13 protein-coding genes are annotated in these 14,674 nt (G+C 65.5%); 10 read left to right on the top strand and 3 right to left on the bottom strand.

Going from position 1 to position 14,674, the window contains the following annotated elements; translation table 11 throughout:
* Positions 1-66: 66 nt before the first annotated feature.
* From J7548_RS17700 to J7548_RS17675, 6 genes are all read left to right on the top strand, one after another.
* Complete coding sequence (locus J7548_RS17700; RefSeq protein ID WP_290977088.1) at positions 67-1,452, top strand: TolC family protein; 1,386 nt, start codon at positions 67-69, stop codon at positions 1,450-1,452.
* Positions 1,449-2,786, top strand: coding sequence for a copper oxidase (locus J7548_RS17695; RefSeq protein WP_290977086.1), 1,338 nt, complete (start codon positions 1,449-1,451; stop codon positions 2,784-2,786). The genes J7548_RS17700 and J7548_RS17695 overlap by 4 nt, the downstream gene beginning before the upstream one ends.
* Before the next feature lie 63 nt (positions 2,787-2,849).
* On the top strand, positions 2,850-3,368 hold the full coding sequence (locus tag J7548_RS17690) for a cupredoxin family protein (RefSeq protein WP_290977083.1): 519 nt from the start codon (positions 2,850-2,852) through the stop codon (positions 3,366-3,368).
* A 20-nt stretch (positions 3,369-3,388) separates the two neighbouring features.
* Positions 3,389-3,859 (top strand): DUF411 domain-containing protein, encoded by a 471-nt coding sequence (locus J7548_RS17685; RefSeq protein ID WP_290977079.1) that lies wholly within the window; start codon positions 3,389-3,391, stop codon positions 3,857-3,859.
* Positions 3,860-3,886: 27 nt separating this feature from the next.
* Positions 3,887-4,195 carry a copper-binding protein gene (locus J7548_RS17680; RefSeq protein ID WP_290977076.1) on the top strand — a complete coding sequence of 103 codons (309 nt, stop codon included), beginning with the start codon at positions 3,887-3,889 and terminating at the stop codon, positions 4,193-4,195.
* A gap of 164 nt (positions 4,196-4,359) precedes the next feature.
* Complete coding sequence (locus J7548_RS17675) at positions 4,360-6,000, top strand: fatty acid--CoA ligase (RefSeq protein WP_290977073.1); 1,641 nt, start codon at positions 4,360-4,362, stop codon at positions 5,998-6,000.
* A 201-nt stretch (positions 6,001-6,201) separates the two neighbouring features.
* Here the strand turns inward: J7548_RS17675 and purU are convergent, their stop codons facing one another.
* Together purU and J7548_RS17665 are read right to left on the bottom strand one after the other, a co-directional pair.
* Complete coding sequence (gene purU, locus J7548_RS17670) at positions 6,202-7,071, bottom strand: formyltetrahydrofolate deformylase (RefSeq protein WP_290977070.1); 870 nt, start codon at positions 7,069-7,071, stop codon at positions 6,202-6,204.
* Between the two features lie 278 nt (positions 7,072-7,349).
* A complete protein-coding gene (locus J7548_RS17665; protein ID WP_290977068.1) occupies positions 7,350-7,862 on the bottom strand; it encodes a polymer-forming cytoskeletal protein in 513 nt (170 codons plus the stop codon).
* Positions 7,863-8,543: 681 nt separating this feature from the next.
* Here J7548_RS17665 and J7548_RS17660 point away from each other — a divergent pair.
* From J7548_RS17660 to J7548_RS17650, 3 genes are all read left to right on the top strand, one after another.
* Entirely contained in the window at positions 8,544-9,260 is a 717-nt protein-coding gene (locus J7548_RS17660; protein WP_290977065.1) for a Pr6Pr family membrane protein, read from the top strand.
* A 448-nt stretch (positions 9,261-9,708) separates the two neighbouring features.
* Positions 9,709-11,424 carry an acid phosphatase gene (locus J7548_RS17655; protein WP_290977062.1) on the top strand — a complete coding sequence of 572 codons (1,716 nt, stop codon included), beginning with the start codon at positions 9,709-9,711 and terminating at the stop codon, positions 11,422-11,424.
* Positions 11,425-11,609: 185 nt separating this feature from the next.
* Positions 11,610-13,340 carry a chloride channel protein gene (locus tag J7548_RS17650; RefSeq protein WP_290977060.1) on the top strand — a complete coding sequence of 577 codons (1,731 nt, stop codon included), beginning with the start codon at positions 11,610-11,612 and terminating at the stop codon, positions 13,338-13,340.
* A gap of 11 nt (positions 13,341-13,351) precedes the next feature.
* On the opposite strand, the gene J7548_RS17645 is transcribed toward J7548_RS17650, so the two are convergent.
* Entirely contained in the window at positions 13,352-13,588 is a 237-nt protein-coding gene (locus J7548_RS17645) for a hypothetical protein (RefSeq protein ID WP_290977058.1), read from the bottom strand.
* Between the two features lie 126 nt (positions 13,589-13,714).
* Between J7548_RS17645 and epsC the strand changes: the two genes are divergently transcribed.
* Positions 13,715-14,653: a serine O-acetyltransferase EpsC gene (epsC, locus tag J7548_RS17640; protein WP_290977056.1), complete on the top strand. Its 939-nt coding sequence runs from the start codon at positions 13,715-13,717 to the stop codon at positions 14,651-14,653.
* Positions 14,654-14,674 lie beyond the last annotated feature (21 nt).

The raw sequence follows: 14,674 nt of genomic DNA, 5'->3' as shown, positions 1-14,674 counted from the left end.
CTGCCCTGCCGCGCCCAAGAACCTGTTCTACGCGGCGGATGACGTTCATCATCAGACGAGGATTACATGATTCCCCTGGTTTCACCTCCCTTGCGCGCGAGCGTGCTGGCAGCCTGCGCGCTGCTGGCCGGCTGCGCGCAGTTGTCGCCGGACGGCGGCTTCGGCCGGGTGCAGGATATCGCCGCGCAAAAGCTCGGCGCCGCACCCGCCTGGAACCGCACGCTGGAAGATACCCGGCGCAGCGAAACGCGCGTCGCCCAGTTGTTGCCCGCCGGGCAACTGGCCAATGCCGACGATGCGGTGCAGATCGCGCTCATCAACAACCCCGACCTGCAGGCATCCTTCGCCGAACTCGGCGTGGCCGAAGCCGACCTGGTGCAGGCCGGCCGACTGCCCAATCCCGGCTTCTCGTTCGCCCGCACGCATGCCGGCGACGACATCAAGATCGAACGCAGCCTGACGCTGGGCCTGCTGCAACTGGTCACGATGCCGGCCGCCTCGCGAATCGAGGCGCGCCGCTTCGAGCAGGTGCGCCTGCAACTGGCCGCGCGCGTGCTGGCCACCGCGGCGCAAACCCGCCAGGCGTACTACAAGGCGGTCGCCTCGCAACAGGGACTGGCGTATCAGGAACAGGTCGGCCAGGCTGCCGAAGCCGCGCATGAACTGGCGGCGAAGATGGCCGAGCGCGGCAACTACAGCCGCCTGGATGCGGCACGCGAGCAACTGTTCTACGCCGAAACGCAAACCCGCCTGCAACGCGTGCGCCGCGAAGCGCTGCAAGACAAGGAAACGCTGGCGCGCCTCATGGGCCTGCCACCCTCCTTCACGCTGCCGGCGCGCCTGCCCGCCTTGCCCAGGCAGATCGATACCGCCGACGACATCGAACGCCAGGCCGTCGAGCAACGCCTTGATGTGCAAGCCGCACGCATGGAACTGGAAGGCCTGCGCGCCTCGCTGGGGCTGACACGCGCCACCCGCTTCGTCAACGTGCTCGATCTCGGCGCGCTGCGCACCTCCGAAAGCGGCAAGGCGCCCGAGATCGGCTACCAGGTCAGCCTTGAGATCCCGCTGTTCGACTGGGGCCAGGCGCGCGTAGCCAAGGCCGAGGCGATCTACATGCAAAGCGCCAACAAGCTGGCCGCCGCCGCGCTGGACGCCCGTGCGCAAGCCCGGCTGGCCTGGCGCGAACGGCAGGACGCGTATGCCCTGGCGCGGCGCTACCGCGACGACATCGTGCCCCTGCGCAGCCGCATGTCCGAAGAAACCCTGCTGCGCTACAACGGCATGCTCATCAGCGTGTTCGAACTGCTGGCCGATGCCCGCGAACAGGCCGCCACCGTCAATGCCGCCATAGAGGCCGAACGCGATTTCTGGATCGCCGACGCCGGCCTGCAGCTGGCGCTGGGCGGCCCCGCCGCTACCGCAGCCCCACAACAAGGAAAGCAACCATGAGCGATACCAACATCAGCCGCCGCGCCTTCCTGCAAGGCTCGGCCCTGGCCATGACCGCCTCGGCCATCAGCCGCGCCGGCGCGGCCAGCCTGCCCGAAGCGCCGCTGCAGCAAAGCGCCCAGACCCAGCCGCCGCTGGAGCCTGGCGGCGGCCGCCCCTACCAGCCGGTCGTGACCTTGAACGGCTGGAGCCTGCCGTGGCGCATGAAGAACGGCGTCAAGGAATTCCACCTGGTGGCCGAACCGGTGGTGCGCGAAATCGCGCCCGGCATGAAGGCCAACCTGTGGGGCTACAACGGCCAGAGCCCCGGCCCCACCATCGAGGTGGTCGAGGGCGACCGGGTGCGCATCTTCGTCACCAACAAGCTGCCCGAGGCAACCTCGGTGCACTGGCACGGCCAGCGCCTGCCCAACGGCATGGACGGCGTGGCCGGGCTGACCCAGCCGGGCATCCCGCCGGGCAAGACCTTCGTCTACGAATTCACCGCGCGCCGCGCCGGCACCTTCATGTACCACCCGCACGCCGACGAGATGGTGCAGATGGCCATGGGCATGATGGGCTTCTGGGTCACCCACCCCAAGGATCCCGACTTCATGCGCGTGGACCGCGACTTCGTGTTCCTGCTCAACGCCTACGACATCGAGCCGGGCGCGGCCACGCCCAAGGTCAGCACCATGACCGACTTCAACCTGTGGACCTGGAACAGCCGCGCCTTCCCCGGCATCGACCCGCTGGTGGTGCGCCACAACGACCGCGTGCGCATCCGCGTGGGCAACCTGACCATGACCAACCACCCGATCCACCTGCACGGCCACGAGTTCACCGTCACCGGCACCGACGGCGGCTGGACGCCGCCGGCCTCGCGCTGGCCGGAGGTGTCGGCCGACATCGCCGTGGGCCAGATGCGCGCCATCGAATTCGACGCCACCGAGGAAGGCGACTGGGCCCTGCATTGCCACAAGGCGCACCACACGATGAACGCCATGGGCCACGGCGTGCCGACCATGATCGGCGTCGACCAGTCGAAACTGGCCGCGAAGATCGGCAAGCTGATTCCCGACTACATGGCCATGGGCGACAAGGGCGGCTCGATGGACGGCATGGAAATGCCGCTGCCCGATAACACGCTGCCGATGATGGCCGGCAACGGCCCCTACGGCGCCATCGAAATGGGCGGCATGTTCAGCACCGTCAAGGTGCGCAGGAACCTGGCGCGCGGCGACTACCGCGATCCCGGCTGGTACCGCGCGCCGGCCGGCAGCGTGGCCTACGAATGGCAAGGCGGCGCCGCGCCCGCGCCGCACAGCGCGCCGCAAAAGCATGGCGGGCACTAGAAGCCCGCCTCGCCATCACCATGGATTTGAATTGAACCGACCATCCCACCGAAAGGAAAGACCATGAAACTCCTGAAGACCTCCGCCTCCCGCCTGCTGGCAGCCTCCATCCTTGCTGCGGCACTGCCGCTGCCCGCGCTGGCCGCCGGCATGGAAGGCATGCCCCACGCCCAGCACCAGCATGCGGGCGAGGACGACGCCATCGGCCGCCCCGGCCAGCCAGGGCAAGCCGCGCGCACCGTCAAGGTCGACATGACCGACGGCATGCGCTTCTCGCCCGCCAGCGTGCAGGTCAAGCAAGGCGAAACCATCCGCTTCGTCGTCACCAACAGCGGCAAGCTGCGGCACGAGCTGGTGCTGGGCAGCGCCGACGACCTCAAGGCCCACTACGCCGCCATGCTCAAGAATCCCGACATGGAGCACGCCGACGCCAACCAGGTCACACTCGACGGCGGCAAGCACGGCGAACTGCTGTGGCAATTCGACCGTGCCGGCACCGTGCAATTCGGCTGCCTGCAACCCGGCCACTACGACGCCGGCATGAAGGGCAGCGTGACGGTTGCCGCCTCCCGCAAACATTGATGGCCACCGAAAGGAAAAACATGCAACGACGACACTTCAGCCTGGCCGCGCTGGCGGCCCTGGCCCTGCCCGTCCTGGCGCATGCGCAGAAATCCCGGCCGCGCATCGCCGTCTACAAGGACGCCAACTGCGGCTGCTGCAGCCAGTGGGTGGCACACCTGCAAGCCGCCGGCTTCGACGTGGCCAGCCACGACGTCGACGATACCGGCGCCTACCGCCGCCGCTTCGGCATGCCGGAGCGGCTGGCCTCCTGCCACAGCGCCCAGGTGGCCGGCTACGCCATTGAAGGCCACGTGCCGGCAGCCGACATCCTGCGCCTGCTCAAGGACAAGCCGCGCGCCATCGGCCTGGCCGTGGCGGGCATGCCGGCCGGTTCGCCCGGCATGGAAGACCCGCGCAACCCGAAGGCGCGCGCCGCGTATGAAGTGCTGCTGGTGGCCGGCGACGGCTCCACTTCCACCTACCGCCGCTATGAAGCCATTTCCGGCTGATCATCCGGACATCGACGAAAGGAACGCATGAACATCTTCACCCATACCCTCCCCCGCCTGCTGCTGGCCGCAGCGCTGGCGCTGCCCGCCATCGGCGCACTGGCGCAGGATGCCGCCCCGCAAGTACAAGGCGAAATCCGCAAGGTCGACGCCGGCGCCGGCAAGCTGACCATCCGCCACGCCGAGATCCCCAACCTGGAGATGCCGCCGATGACCATGGTGTTTCGCGCCGCGCCCGAACTGCTGGCCAAGGCCCGCGAAGGCGACAAGGTGCGCTTCACCGCGCAGCGCGTGGATGGCGCGCTGACCGTGACGTCGCTGGAAACGCAGCAGTAATGGCCTGGAAGCCCGTTCCCGCGCCGTCCGGGAACGGGTCCGGAGAGCGGCCAGCAAATTTCGTCGCCTGCAAGACAATCCGGGGCTGCCGTTGGCGTTATCATCTGACGCTTATTCCAAGAACAGGTCCCGGCCCCGCGCCAGGGAAACCAGAGGAGAACGGCATGCCCCACCCTATCGGCACCACCCCATCGGCCTACGGCTATCCGCTGCTGATCAAGCAATTGCTGCACAGTTCGCTGGCCACCGCCCCGGACCAGGAAATCGTCTACGGCGAACGCCGCCACAGCTATGCCGAGTTCTACCGCCGCGTGCAGCGGCTGGCCAATGCCCTGAAGGAAGTCGGCCTGCAGCCGGGCGATACCGTGGCCGTCATGGACTGGGACAGCCACCGCTACCTGGAATGCTTTTTCGCCGTCCCCATGATGGGCTGCGTGCTGCAGACGGTGAACGTGCGCCTGTCGCCAGAACAGATCGCCTATACGCTCAACCATGCCCAGGCCGACGTGCTGCTGGTCAATTCCGACTTCATGCCGGTGCTCAAGCAGATTCGCGGCGAACTCAACACGCTCACCCGCTGCGTGCTGCTGACCGACGACGGCACCGTGCCGCCCAACGGCCCCGGCTTCGCCGGCGAATACGAGGCGCTGCTGGCGCAGGCCGAAGCCGCCTATGACTTCCCCGACTTCGACGAGAACGCCCGCGCCACCACCTTCTATACGACCGGCACCACCGGCCTGCCCAAGGGCGTCTATTTCAGCCACCGCCAGTTGGTGCTGCACACGCTGGGCGCGACCGCCGGCCTGGCGCTGGCGCCGCAACAGGGCCGCCTGCACCGCGACGATGTCTATATGCCGTTGACGCCCATGTTCCACGTGCACGCCTGGGGCCTGCCTTATGTCGCGACCATGGCCGGGCTCAAGCAGGTGTACCCGGGCCGCTACGTGCCGGACAACATCTGCCGCCTGGTCGTGCGCGAAAAAGTCACCTTCTCACATTGCGTGCCGACCATCCTGCAGATGGTGCTGGGCTGCGAGGCGGCCAAGGAAGCCGACCTGTCCGGCTGGAAGATGATCATCGGCGGCTCGGCCATGACCAGCAGCCTGGCCCAGACCGCGCGCGAACGCGGCATCGACGTCTTCACCGGCTACGGCATGTCGGAGACCTGCCCCATCCTGACGCTGGCCCATGTGCCCACCGCCGAGCTCGGCGGCGAGACCGACGCCGCCCTGCGCGTCAAGACCGGCCGGCCGCTGCCGCTGGTCGACATCCGCACCGTGGACGAAGACATGCGCGACTGCCCGCGCGACGGCCACAGCACCGGCGAAGTGGTGGTGCGCGCGCCCTGGCTGACGCAAGGCTACCTGCACCAACCCGACGCCTCGGAGGAGTTGTGGCGCGGCGGCTGGCTGCACACGCAGGACATCGGCAACATCGATCGGCGCGGCTACCTGCAGGTGACCGACCGCATCAAGGACGTGATCAAGACCGGCGGCGAGTGGGTGTCGTCATTGCAGATCGAAGAGATCATCGCGCGCTATCCGGGCGTGGCGGAAACCGCGGTGATCGGCGTGCAGGACGGCAAATGGGGCGAACGCCCGGTGGCGCTGGTGGTGTTGAAGCCGGACGCGGCCGGCAAGGTGACGGCCGAAGATATCCGCAATCATGTGCTGGCCGCCTCCGACAGCGGGCAGATTTCGCGCTACGGCGTGCCGGACCGGGTGCAGTTCGTCACGGAACTGGCGCGCACCAGCGTGGGCAAGCTCAACAAGCGGGTGATGCGGGAGCAGTATCCCTCTGCCTGATTCGCTTTCCTGTCTCGCCGTCATCCCGGCGAAGGCCGGGATCCAGTGGCGTCCGTCATGCCGCGACAGCCGTCGAACGACGCTGGGTCCTGACTTTCGTCAGGACGACGGAGGGAAATGCACAAACAATAGTTGCAAACAAAAACGCCGTCCGGCCATCAAGCCGAACGGCGTTTTCACATGAAAAGCAGCTTCAGGCGATCAGTTGAAGATCACCGTCTTGTGCCCGTTCAACAGGATGCGGTGCTCGGTGAACCACTTCACCGCGCGCGCCAGCACCACCGATTCGATATCGCGGCCGATAGCGGTCAGCGTATCCGGGCCCATGGAATGGTCCACGCGCTCGACGCCCTGCTCGATGATCGGGCCTTCGTCCAGGTCGCTGGTGACGAAGTGGGCGGTGGCGCCGATCAGCTTCACGCCGCGGTCATGCGCCTGGTAGTACGGCTTGGCTCCCTTGAAGCTGGGCAGGAAGGAGTGGTGGATGTTGATGGCGCGCCCGCGCAGGGCATCGCACATCTCGGGCGACAGGATCTGCATGTAGCGCGCCAGCACCACCAGGTCGACCTTGTTGGCGTCGACGATTTCCATGATGCGCTGTTCCTGCGCGCGCTTGGCTTCCATCGGCGCGCCGGTGGCCAAAGGCAGGTGGTGGAAGGGAATGTTGTAGCTGGCGGCCAACTGGTAGAAATCGGTGTGGTTGGACACGATGGCCGGGATCTCCACCGGCAGCAGGCCGCTCTTGTAGCGGAACAGCAGGTCGTTGAGGCAATGGCCGATCTTGGACACCATCAGCATCACGCGCGGCTTCTTGGCGGCGTCGTGCAGTTGCCAGTTCATCTGCAAGGCATCGCCCAGCACGCCGAAATCGGTGCGCAGCTGGGCATCGCTCATTGCCGCGTCTTCCGAGGCGAAATGCACGCGCATGAAGAACAGCTTGGACTGGCCGTCGCCGAACTGGGCGGAGTCGATGATGTTGCAGCCGTGGTCGGCCAGGAAGCCCGAGACGCGATGCACGATACCGCGCTGGTCCAGGCAGGACAGGGTAAGGATGTATTCCGGGTGAGCCATGAGAATGAACTGAAAAACGCCAGCGTCCAGCCGCGCGGAGGATCCGGCAAGCCGTTGCCGGCGAATCGTTGCCGGCAAAGAAGACGAAAGGCGCTATTGTCGCATGGCGAGCCCATGCAGACAAAATCCCATCCCGTTTCCCCCGTTTTCCACCCCGTTTTATAGGCACACAAGCGCAGACAGCCCGGTTTTCCGGGCTATTCACGCAAAATATTTCAAAAGGGAAACAAAACGGCGCCGCCGAAGCGGCACCTGCTTCCCTGGACGCCCGGGCTGCCTCAGGCGGTCTTTTGCAGCAATTCCTTCTGTTCCTGGGCGCTGCCGACCTGCAGGTCGCCCGCCAGTTGGCCGCCTTCCTCGATGACCAGCTTGCCGTAGCGGATCTTGCCGGTGACCTTGCCGCTGGCGTAGATCACCAGTTTCTGGCGCACCGTCAGGTCGCCGTCGAATTCGCCGCGGATCTCGGCCAGGTCGATCTCGGCCGAGCCCTTGAAGGCGCCGCGCTCGGCGATCTGCACCACGCGGCAATTGATGGTGGCCTGGACGCGGCCTTCTACCACCAGCGTATCGCAGTCCTCGATCTCGCCCTTGACCTTGATGTTGGGGCCGACGGTGAGCTTGCTGCCGCTTTCCCCGGTGGCAGGCGCCGCATTGCTGCTGACCGAGGAAGGATATTGACCGGGTTTCTGTACGCTGGAGACGTTGCTGCCGGGTGCCTGGGAGGCGTTGCTGAAGGGTGAGTTGGTCGAACTGGTTTCGCGTTTGCCGAAGAGGGATTCTGAGCGAAGCATGTGATCTCCTGAGATTTGATAGAGCGTGCAAAACGGGAAGCACGAAAGAAACAAGACAGTGCGCATACCGGCCGCTGACCGAACCAGCGCATGCAGATGCTGCGCGAATTCGGAAGGCCTTCGGTCGGGCCTTGCTAACGGATGCCGGATGCGCTCCGCGGCACAAACAGGTTCATGAATTTGCAGTCTCCGCGGTCATGCCGGAAATGCTTGCCATGCAACAAACCTGTGCGATTCGGCAAAGTCTCTTTTCGAAAGTTCACGAGAATTTTGTAACAGCAAAACGCTGTGCCCCTCTTCGGCAACGGAACCAGAAAAGCGTCGCCTGCAGGCGACACATCTCCTCCAGAAATACGCGCCCCGTCTGGCATTGCGGCCCGATAAAATTTTTTATATAGATAAGCGGAATCGCCGAAACGGCGCCCGCTCCGCCGTCAACACCACGCCGAAAACTACGCCGCCGGTTTAATATGCGCGCCTTGCTTTTCAGGCGAAGCCAAGGCTCATCCGTACGCCGGCAACACATCGTGAAACCCTCGATGTTGTGACACCTTGTAAGCATGTGCAAGGGAATGTCACCCTTCCTGCATGGGCAGCCGAACCGTTTTATGATGCAGGCTTCGCGCAGCCCTTCCTTCCGGTCGCGGCCAGCAACGCCAACGTCAACTCCCGGATATCACCATGAGCAATCGCCCACTCCCTCCGCAGGAGCCGCTGGATTCTTTCGGCGCCAACATCTTCCCCGCGCAAGACCATCCGAACGCCGCCCGCATCCTGGCCGCGGTGATCGCAACGATCAGCTGGTTCGCCTTCGTCGCGCAGACCGACATCACCATTGGCCGCCTGCTCTCGCGCGGCGGCGGCGTGCTCGACGGCCTCGAACGGCTTTCGATGTACCTGACCAACCTCACCATCCTGCTGGGCGCGCTGTGCTTCACCTCGCTGGCGCTGTCGCTGAAGACGCCGCTCAGCCGTTTCTTCCGCCAGCCGTCGGTGGTCTCGGCCATCGTGACCTACCTGGCCTTCGTCGGCATCGCCTATAACCTGCTGCTGCGCCGGCTGTGGACGCCGACCGGGTTTCACGCGCTGGTCAACGAGAGCCTGCACACGGTGGTGCCGCTGCTGGCGATCGTCTATTGGATTTTCTTTGTGCCAGTCTTCCAGGCTTCATTGAGGAAGTCGCTGCTGTGGCTGGTCTATCCGCTGGGCTACCTGTTCGTCACGCTATGGCGCGGCGCCCTGTCGGGCTTCTATCCCTACCCATTCATCAATGTCAGCACCTTGGGATACCCGCGCGTAATCGTTAACTCCAGCCTGTTGTTCGCGGGTTTCCTGGCATTGATGGCGTTGTTCATCGTGGTCAACCGTTCCGGCAAGCCGGCCTTCCTGCGCAGATGAGGAAGGCCTTGCCGGGGAGCCGCTCAAGCCAGCGGCTCGGTGAGCGCCAGCAGCAGCATGAACAGGATGCATACGCTGAAACCGGCAGTGATGGCGATATATTGAACAGCCTTGAGCAGCATGGATTCTCCCAAAGACCGATGCCCGCCGCACATTGCCGCTATCGGCATCGGTTCACCTCTGTTAATGACGGAATGCATTTCATGGATAGGCTGGAAATGCGCTCCATGCAAGCCGGGCAATTCTAATTGCCCGCGCCGCGCCGAATGATGTCGGCGATGCCACATTTACTTCGTTTTTCACCCGTCCCCTCTGCCCCCGCCTGAAACGGCAACCGCCCCGGAGCTGAAGTCCTTCTCCCTCAAAAAAGACACATCCTTGTCATCCGGCCGCGCTATCCTCCTCCTGTTCCATGCCAGCCCCATAACAATATCGAACAGGAAACTCCATGAGCCTCCACGACGACTCCGCCCGCAGCGGCAGCAATCCGCCCGAACCCGAACAGCAAGCCCCGCAGAACAACAGCCGCCGCCGCTTCCTGGGCGGCATGGCGGCCCTCGGCGCCGGCGGCGCCCTGGGCGCCTGCGCCACCGACGGCCAGGGCGGCGGCGTGCCCTACCCCAGCGGCAACCCGGCCGACGCCGCCGCGCTGGACCAGGCCCTGCGCGACAACGTCAAGACCATCGTCGTGATCTACGCCGAAAACCGCAGCTTCAACAACCTGTTCGGCGACTTCCCCGGCGTCGAGAAGCCCTTGTCCGCCCTCAAGCCCTCCGACTACACCCAGCGCGACCGCGACGGCAGCGTCCTGAAACAACTGCCGCCGGTCTGGGGCGGCGTGCTCGGCAAGGAGCAAACCGTCGAAGGCGTGACCTACGAGGCCGGCAAGCAATACCAGAACAACCTGCCCAACGCGCCCTTCGCGCTCAAGGGCCCGCAAGGCGAAGCGCTGCCGCTGGGCCTGGTCACGCGCGACCTGTGGCACCTGTTCTACCAGAACCAGATGCAGATCAACGGCGGCAAGAACGACGGCTTCGCGGCCTGGGCCGATTCCGGCGGCCTGGTGATGGGCTACTACGGCGACACCAGCTACAACCTGCGCCTGTGGGACATCGCCCGCGAATACGTGCTGTGCGACAACTTCTTCCAGGGCGCCTTCGGCGGTTCCTTCCTGAACCACCAATACCTGGTTTCCGCCGCCGTGCCCTATTACCCGAACGTGATGGAGTCGGTCTCGCGCACCCAGGTCGCCAAGCTGGTCGGCAACGATCCGCAGGGCACCGAACTGGCGACCGCCGAAGGCAGCCCGGCCAGCGCCTTGCAAGGCGCGCCCAAGTTCGGCCCGAGCGCGCTCACGCCGGACGGCTACGCGGTCAACACCATGGCCCCGCCGTACTGGCCGACCTGGACCCGCGACCGCAACAACCCGGCCTATGCCGAACCCAACCAGCCCAGCGTGCTGGTGCCGCAGACGCACGAGCACATCGGCGACAAGCTCAGCAAGAAAGGCATCGAGTGGGCCTGGTACGCCGGCGCCTGGCAAGCCACGCTGGATGAATTCAAGGATTCCAAGGGCATCCCCAAGATCCCCAACTTCCAGTACCACCACCAGCCGTTCAACTATTTCAAGAACCTGGGCCCGGAAAACCCGGCCGAACGCAACAAGCGCCTGCGCGACGGCGGCCTGGGCGACGAAGTTCGCACCAACCGTTTCCTGGCCGACGTCGAAGCCGGCCGCCTGCCGCCGGTGACCTTCTACAAGCCGCAAGGCAACCTGAACATGCACGCCGGCTACGCCGACGTCGCCTCGGGCGACCGCCACATCGCGCACATCGTCAAGAGCCTGCAAGCCAGCCCGCAGTGGAAGAACATGGTGGTGGTCATCACCGTCGACGAAAACGGCGGCTGGTGGGACCACGTGGCGCCGCCCAAGGGCGACCGCTGGGGTCCCGGCACGCGCGTGCCGGCGCTGGTGGTGTCGCCCTTCGCGCGCCGCGGCACGGTGGACCACACGGTGTACGACACCGCCTCCATCCTGCGCCTGATCACCCGCACCTTCGGCCTGGAAAAGCTGGATGGCCTGAAGCAGCGCGACGACGCCATGATCGCGCGCGGCCAGAAGCCGATGGGCGACCTGACCAACGCGCTGCAGTTCAAGGGCTGAATACTGCTCAGCGCTAACGAAAACGCCGCCGCGAAGCAAGTCGCGGCGGCGTTTTTCATTGGCGGCGCAACAGATGCATGCATGCGCCTTAAATTTATATCACAATATGATATATTAGCCTCTTATCTCAATCCACATGCCGGTCGCTTCAAAGATATGGGTACGACCGGCCGACCTTTCCCGTAATGAAACACAAACGCGACTACACGGCGGACAACCGCCTGCTCTACCTCTCCGCGATCGCGCTGGGCATCGGCGCGCTCAGCACCTGCGCGGCATGGCTGCTGCTCAAGCTGATCGCGTTGTTCACCAACCTGTTCTATTTCCAGCGCTTCTCCTTTTCCGGCGCCTCGCCGGCCGCGCATGCGCTGGGCTGGATCGCCATATTCCTGCCGATCGCCGGCGGCCTGGTCGTCGGCCTGATGGCGCGCTACGGCAGCGAAAAGATCCGCGGCCACGGCATCCCCGAAGCGATCGAAGCCATCCTGTTCGGCAAGAGCCTGATGTCGCCCAAGGTCGCCGTCCTCAAGCCGCTGTCCTCCGGCATCGTCATCGGCAGCGGCGGCCCGTTCGGCGCCGAAGGCCCGATCATCATGACCGGCGGCTCGATCGGTTCGCTGCTGGCGCAGTTCCTGCACCTGACCGCGGCCGAACGCAAGACCCTGCTGGTGGCCGGCGCCTGCGCCGGCATGACGGCCATCTTCGGCACGCCGATGGCGGCGCTCCTGCTGGCGGTCGAACTGCTGCTGTTCGAGTTGAAGCCGCGCAGCCTGCTGCCGGTGGCGCTGGCTTGCGCGCTGGCCGGTTTCCTGCGGCCGCTGGTGGTCGATGCCGGCCCGCTGTTCGCCATGCAGGTCGCCGCTCCGGACACCCTCGCCTTCGCCTCCTGCATCGCCGCCGGCCTGGCCAGCGGCGTGCTGGCCGCCGTGCTGACGCTGGCCTTGTACCGGGTGGAGGACTGGTTCCACCACCTCAAGCTGCACTGGATGTGGTGGCCGGCCATCGGCGGCGTTGCGGTCGGCATCGGCGGCTGGCTCGAACCGCGCGCGCTGGGCGTCGGCTACGACGTGATCGCCGACCTGCTGCACCACAACATGCTGTTATCGGCCGCCCTGGCGCTGCTGGCGGTGAAAGCCGTCATTTGGCTGATCGCGCTCGGCTCAGGTACCTCCGGCGGCGTGCTGGCGCCGCTGCTGATGATGGGCGCCGGGCTCGGCCTGGTGCTTTCGCCCTGGCTGCCAGGCGGCTCGCCCGAGCTATGGGCGCTGGTGTGCATGGCCGGGGTGCTGGGCAGCGTGCTGGGCGCGCCGCTGACGGCCATCGTGTTCGCCTTCGGCCTCACGCATGCCGGCGAGGCGCTGCTGCCGCTGATGGCCACCGTCACCGTCGCCTACGGCGTGAACGTGCTGCTGATGAAACGCTCCATCATGACCGAGAAGATCGCCCGCCGCGGCCTGCACGTGCACCGCGAATACGGCATCGATCCGCTCGAACGCCAGCATGTGGAAGACCTGATGACGCGCGCGCCGCAAAGCATCGACATCGGCATGCGCGTGGACGAGGCGCTGGCGCTGTGCCGCGGCGGCGGCCATGTGCACCGCTACTATCCTGTGGCCGACAAGGGCCGGCTGGCCGGCATGCTGGCCCTGCGCACGCTGGAGCAAGCCGATCCGGCGCAGCCCTGCCGCGAACTGCTGGCGCAGCAGGAAGACGCCAATGACACCTTCCTGCTGCCGCAGATGAACGCGCGCATCGCCGCCGGCGCAATGGCGCGCCTGCAAGCCGGCCGCCTGCCGGTAGTGGCCGATCGCAAGCAAATGAAGCTGGTGGGGATACTCTCGCTGTCGGACCTGGCGCGCGCCAGCAGCACGCATGCGGAAGAGGAGTCGGTCAGGGAAAAACTGCTGGGATTCTGAGCCAAGAAGGCTCAGTGCATGCTGCCGTCGATGAATTCCTTCGACCACTGCAAGCCGGCGGTGCGCACGCAATTGAAATCGGGATAGACGTTGTCGCGGTCGCGCCAGTGCGCCACCGGCTGCCGTCCCCATTTGATGATTTCTACGGACAAATGCCAGCCGTCGGCCGATTGAAGGCCCACGATGCTGATATCGAAGCTCCGATACTGCGCGGCGTAGGTAAGCGAATGTATTTTTTTGTTTTCCATGGGCAACTTTCGCGACCTAGCATTATACGGCGCAAAAATCGCAAATGGCCAAGGATTCGAAACCCTTGGCCGGCAGGCTTTTTTCGGCCGCCAACGCCGTCCGCGCATTTTTGATAGCATGCCTGCATGGATACCTCGAACACCCCCGAACTGAGCGCCCTGGCCGATACGGCGGGACTGGGCCTGTCCGCCGTCGTGGCCGGCCTGCGCACCTCGCGTGAAGTCACCAACAAGATCCGCTACCGCGGCGAGATCCGCGAACTGCCTTCGCGCGAAGCGATGCAAAAGCTGCTGGAGCACCTGCGCGCGGCGCTGTTCCCCACGCATTACGGCCACACCGACCTGTCCGACGAAACCATCGACTACTTCGTCGGCAGCCAGCTCAACGCGGCGCTGTGCGTGCTGAAGGAACAAGTACGCCGCGGCCTGTATTTCTCCTCCGACGAACCGCAGGACGAAACCGAACTGCGCCTGCGCGCGACCGCCATCACCCGCGATTTCGCGCACCGCCTGCCGGGCATCCGCGACCTGCTGGTCAGCGACATCCAGGCCGCCTACAACGGCGACCCGGCCGCCTCCAGCATTTCGGAAATCCTGCTGTGCTATCCCGGCACCACCGCCATCATCTACCACCGCCTGGCGCATGCGCTGCACCAGCTCGGCGTGCCGCTGCTGGCGCGCCTGGTGGCCGACATCGCGCACTCGGCCACCGGCATCGACATCCACCCGGCCGCGCAGATCGGCCCTAGCTTCTTCATCGACCACGGCACCGGCGTGGTAATCGGCGAGACCACCATCATCGGCCGCAACGTGCGCCTGTACCAGGCCGTCACGCTAGGCGCCAAGCGCTTCCCGACCGATCCGGACGGCTCGCTGGTCAAGGGCATCCCGCGCCACCCCATCGTCGAGGACGATGTGGTGGTTTATGCCGGCGCCACCGTGCTGGGCCGCATCACCATCGGCCAGGGTTCGGTCATCGGCGGCAATGTCTGGCTCACGCACAGCGTGCCGCCGGGCAGCAACGTCTCGCAGGCGGAAATGCTCAGCGAGTGCGGCAAGCTGTAAAAATCAACATGCCGCCGGCGC

This window comes from Herbaspirillum sp. (assembly GCF_017744395.1).
Lineage (GTDB): Bacteria > Pseudomonadota > Gammaproteobacteria > Burkholderiales > Burkholderiaceae_D > Herbaspirillum.
This window is presented reverse-complemented; position numbering and strand designations above follow the sequence as displayed.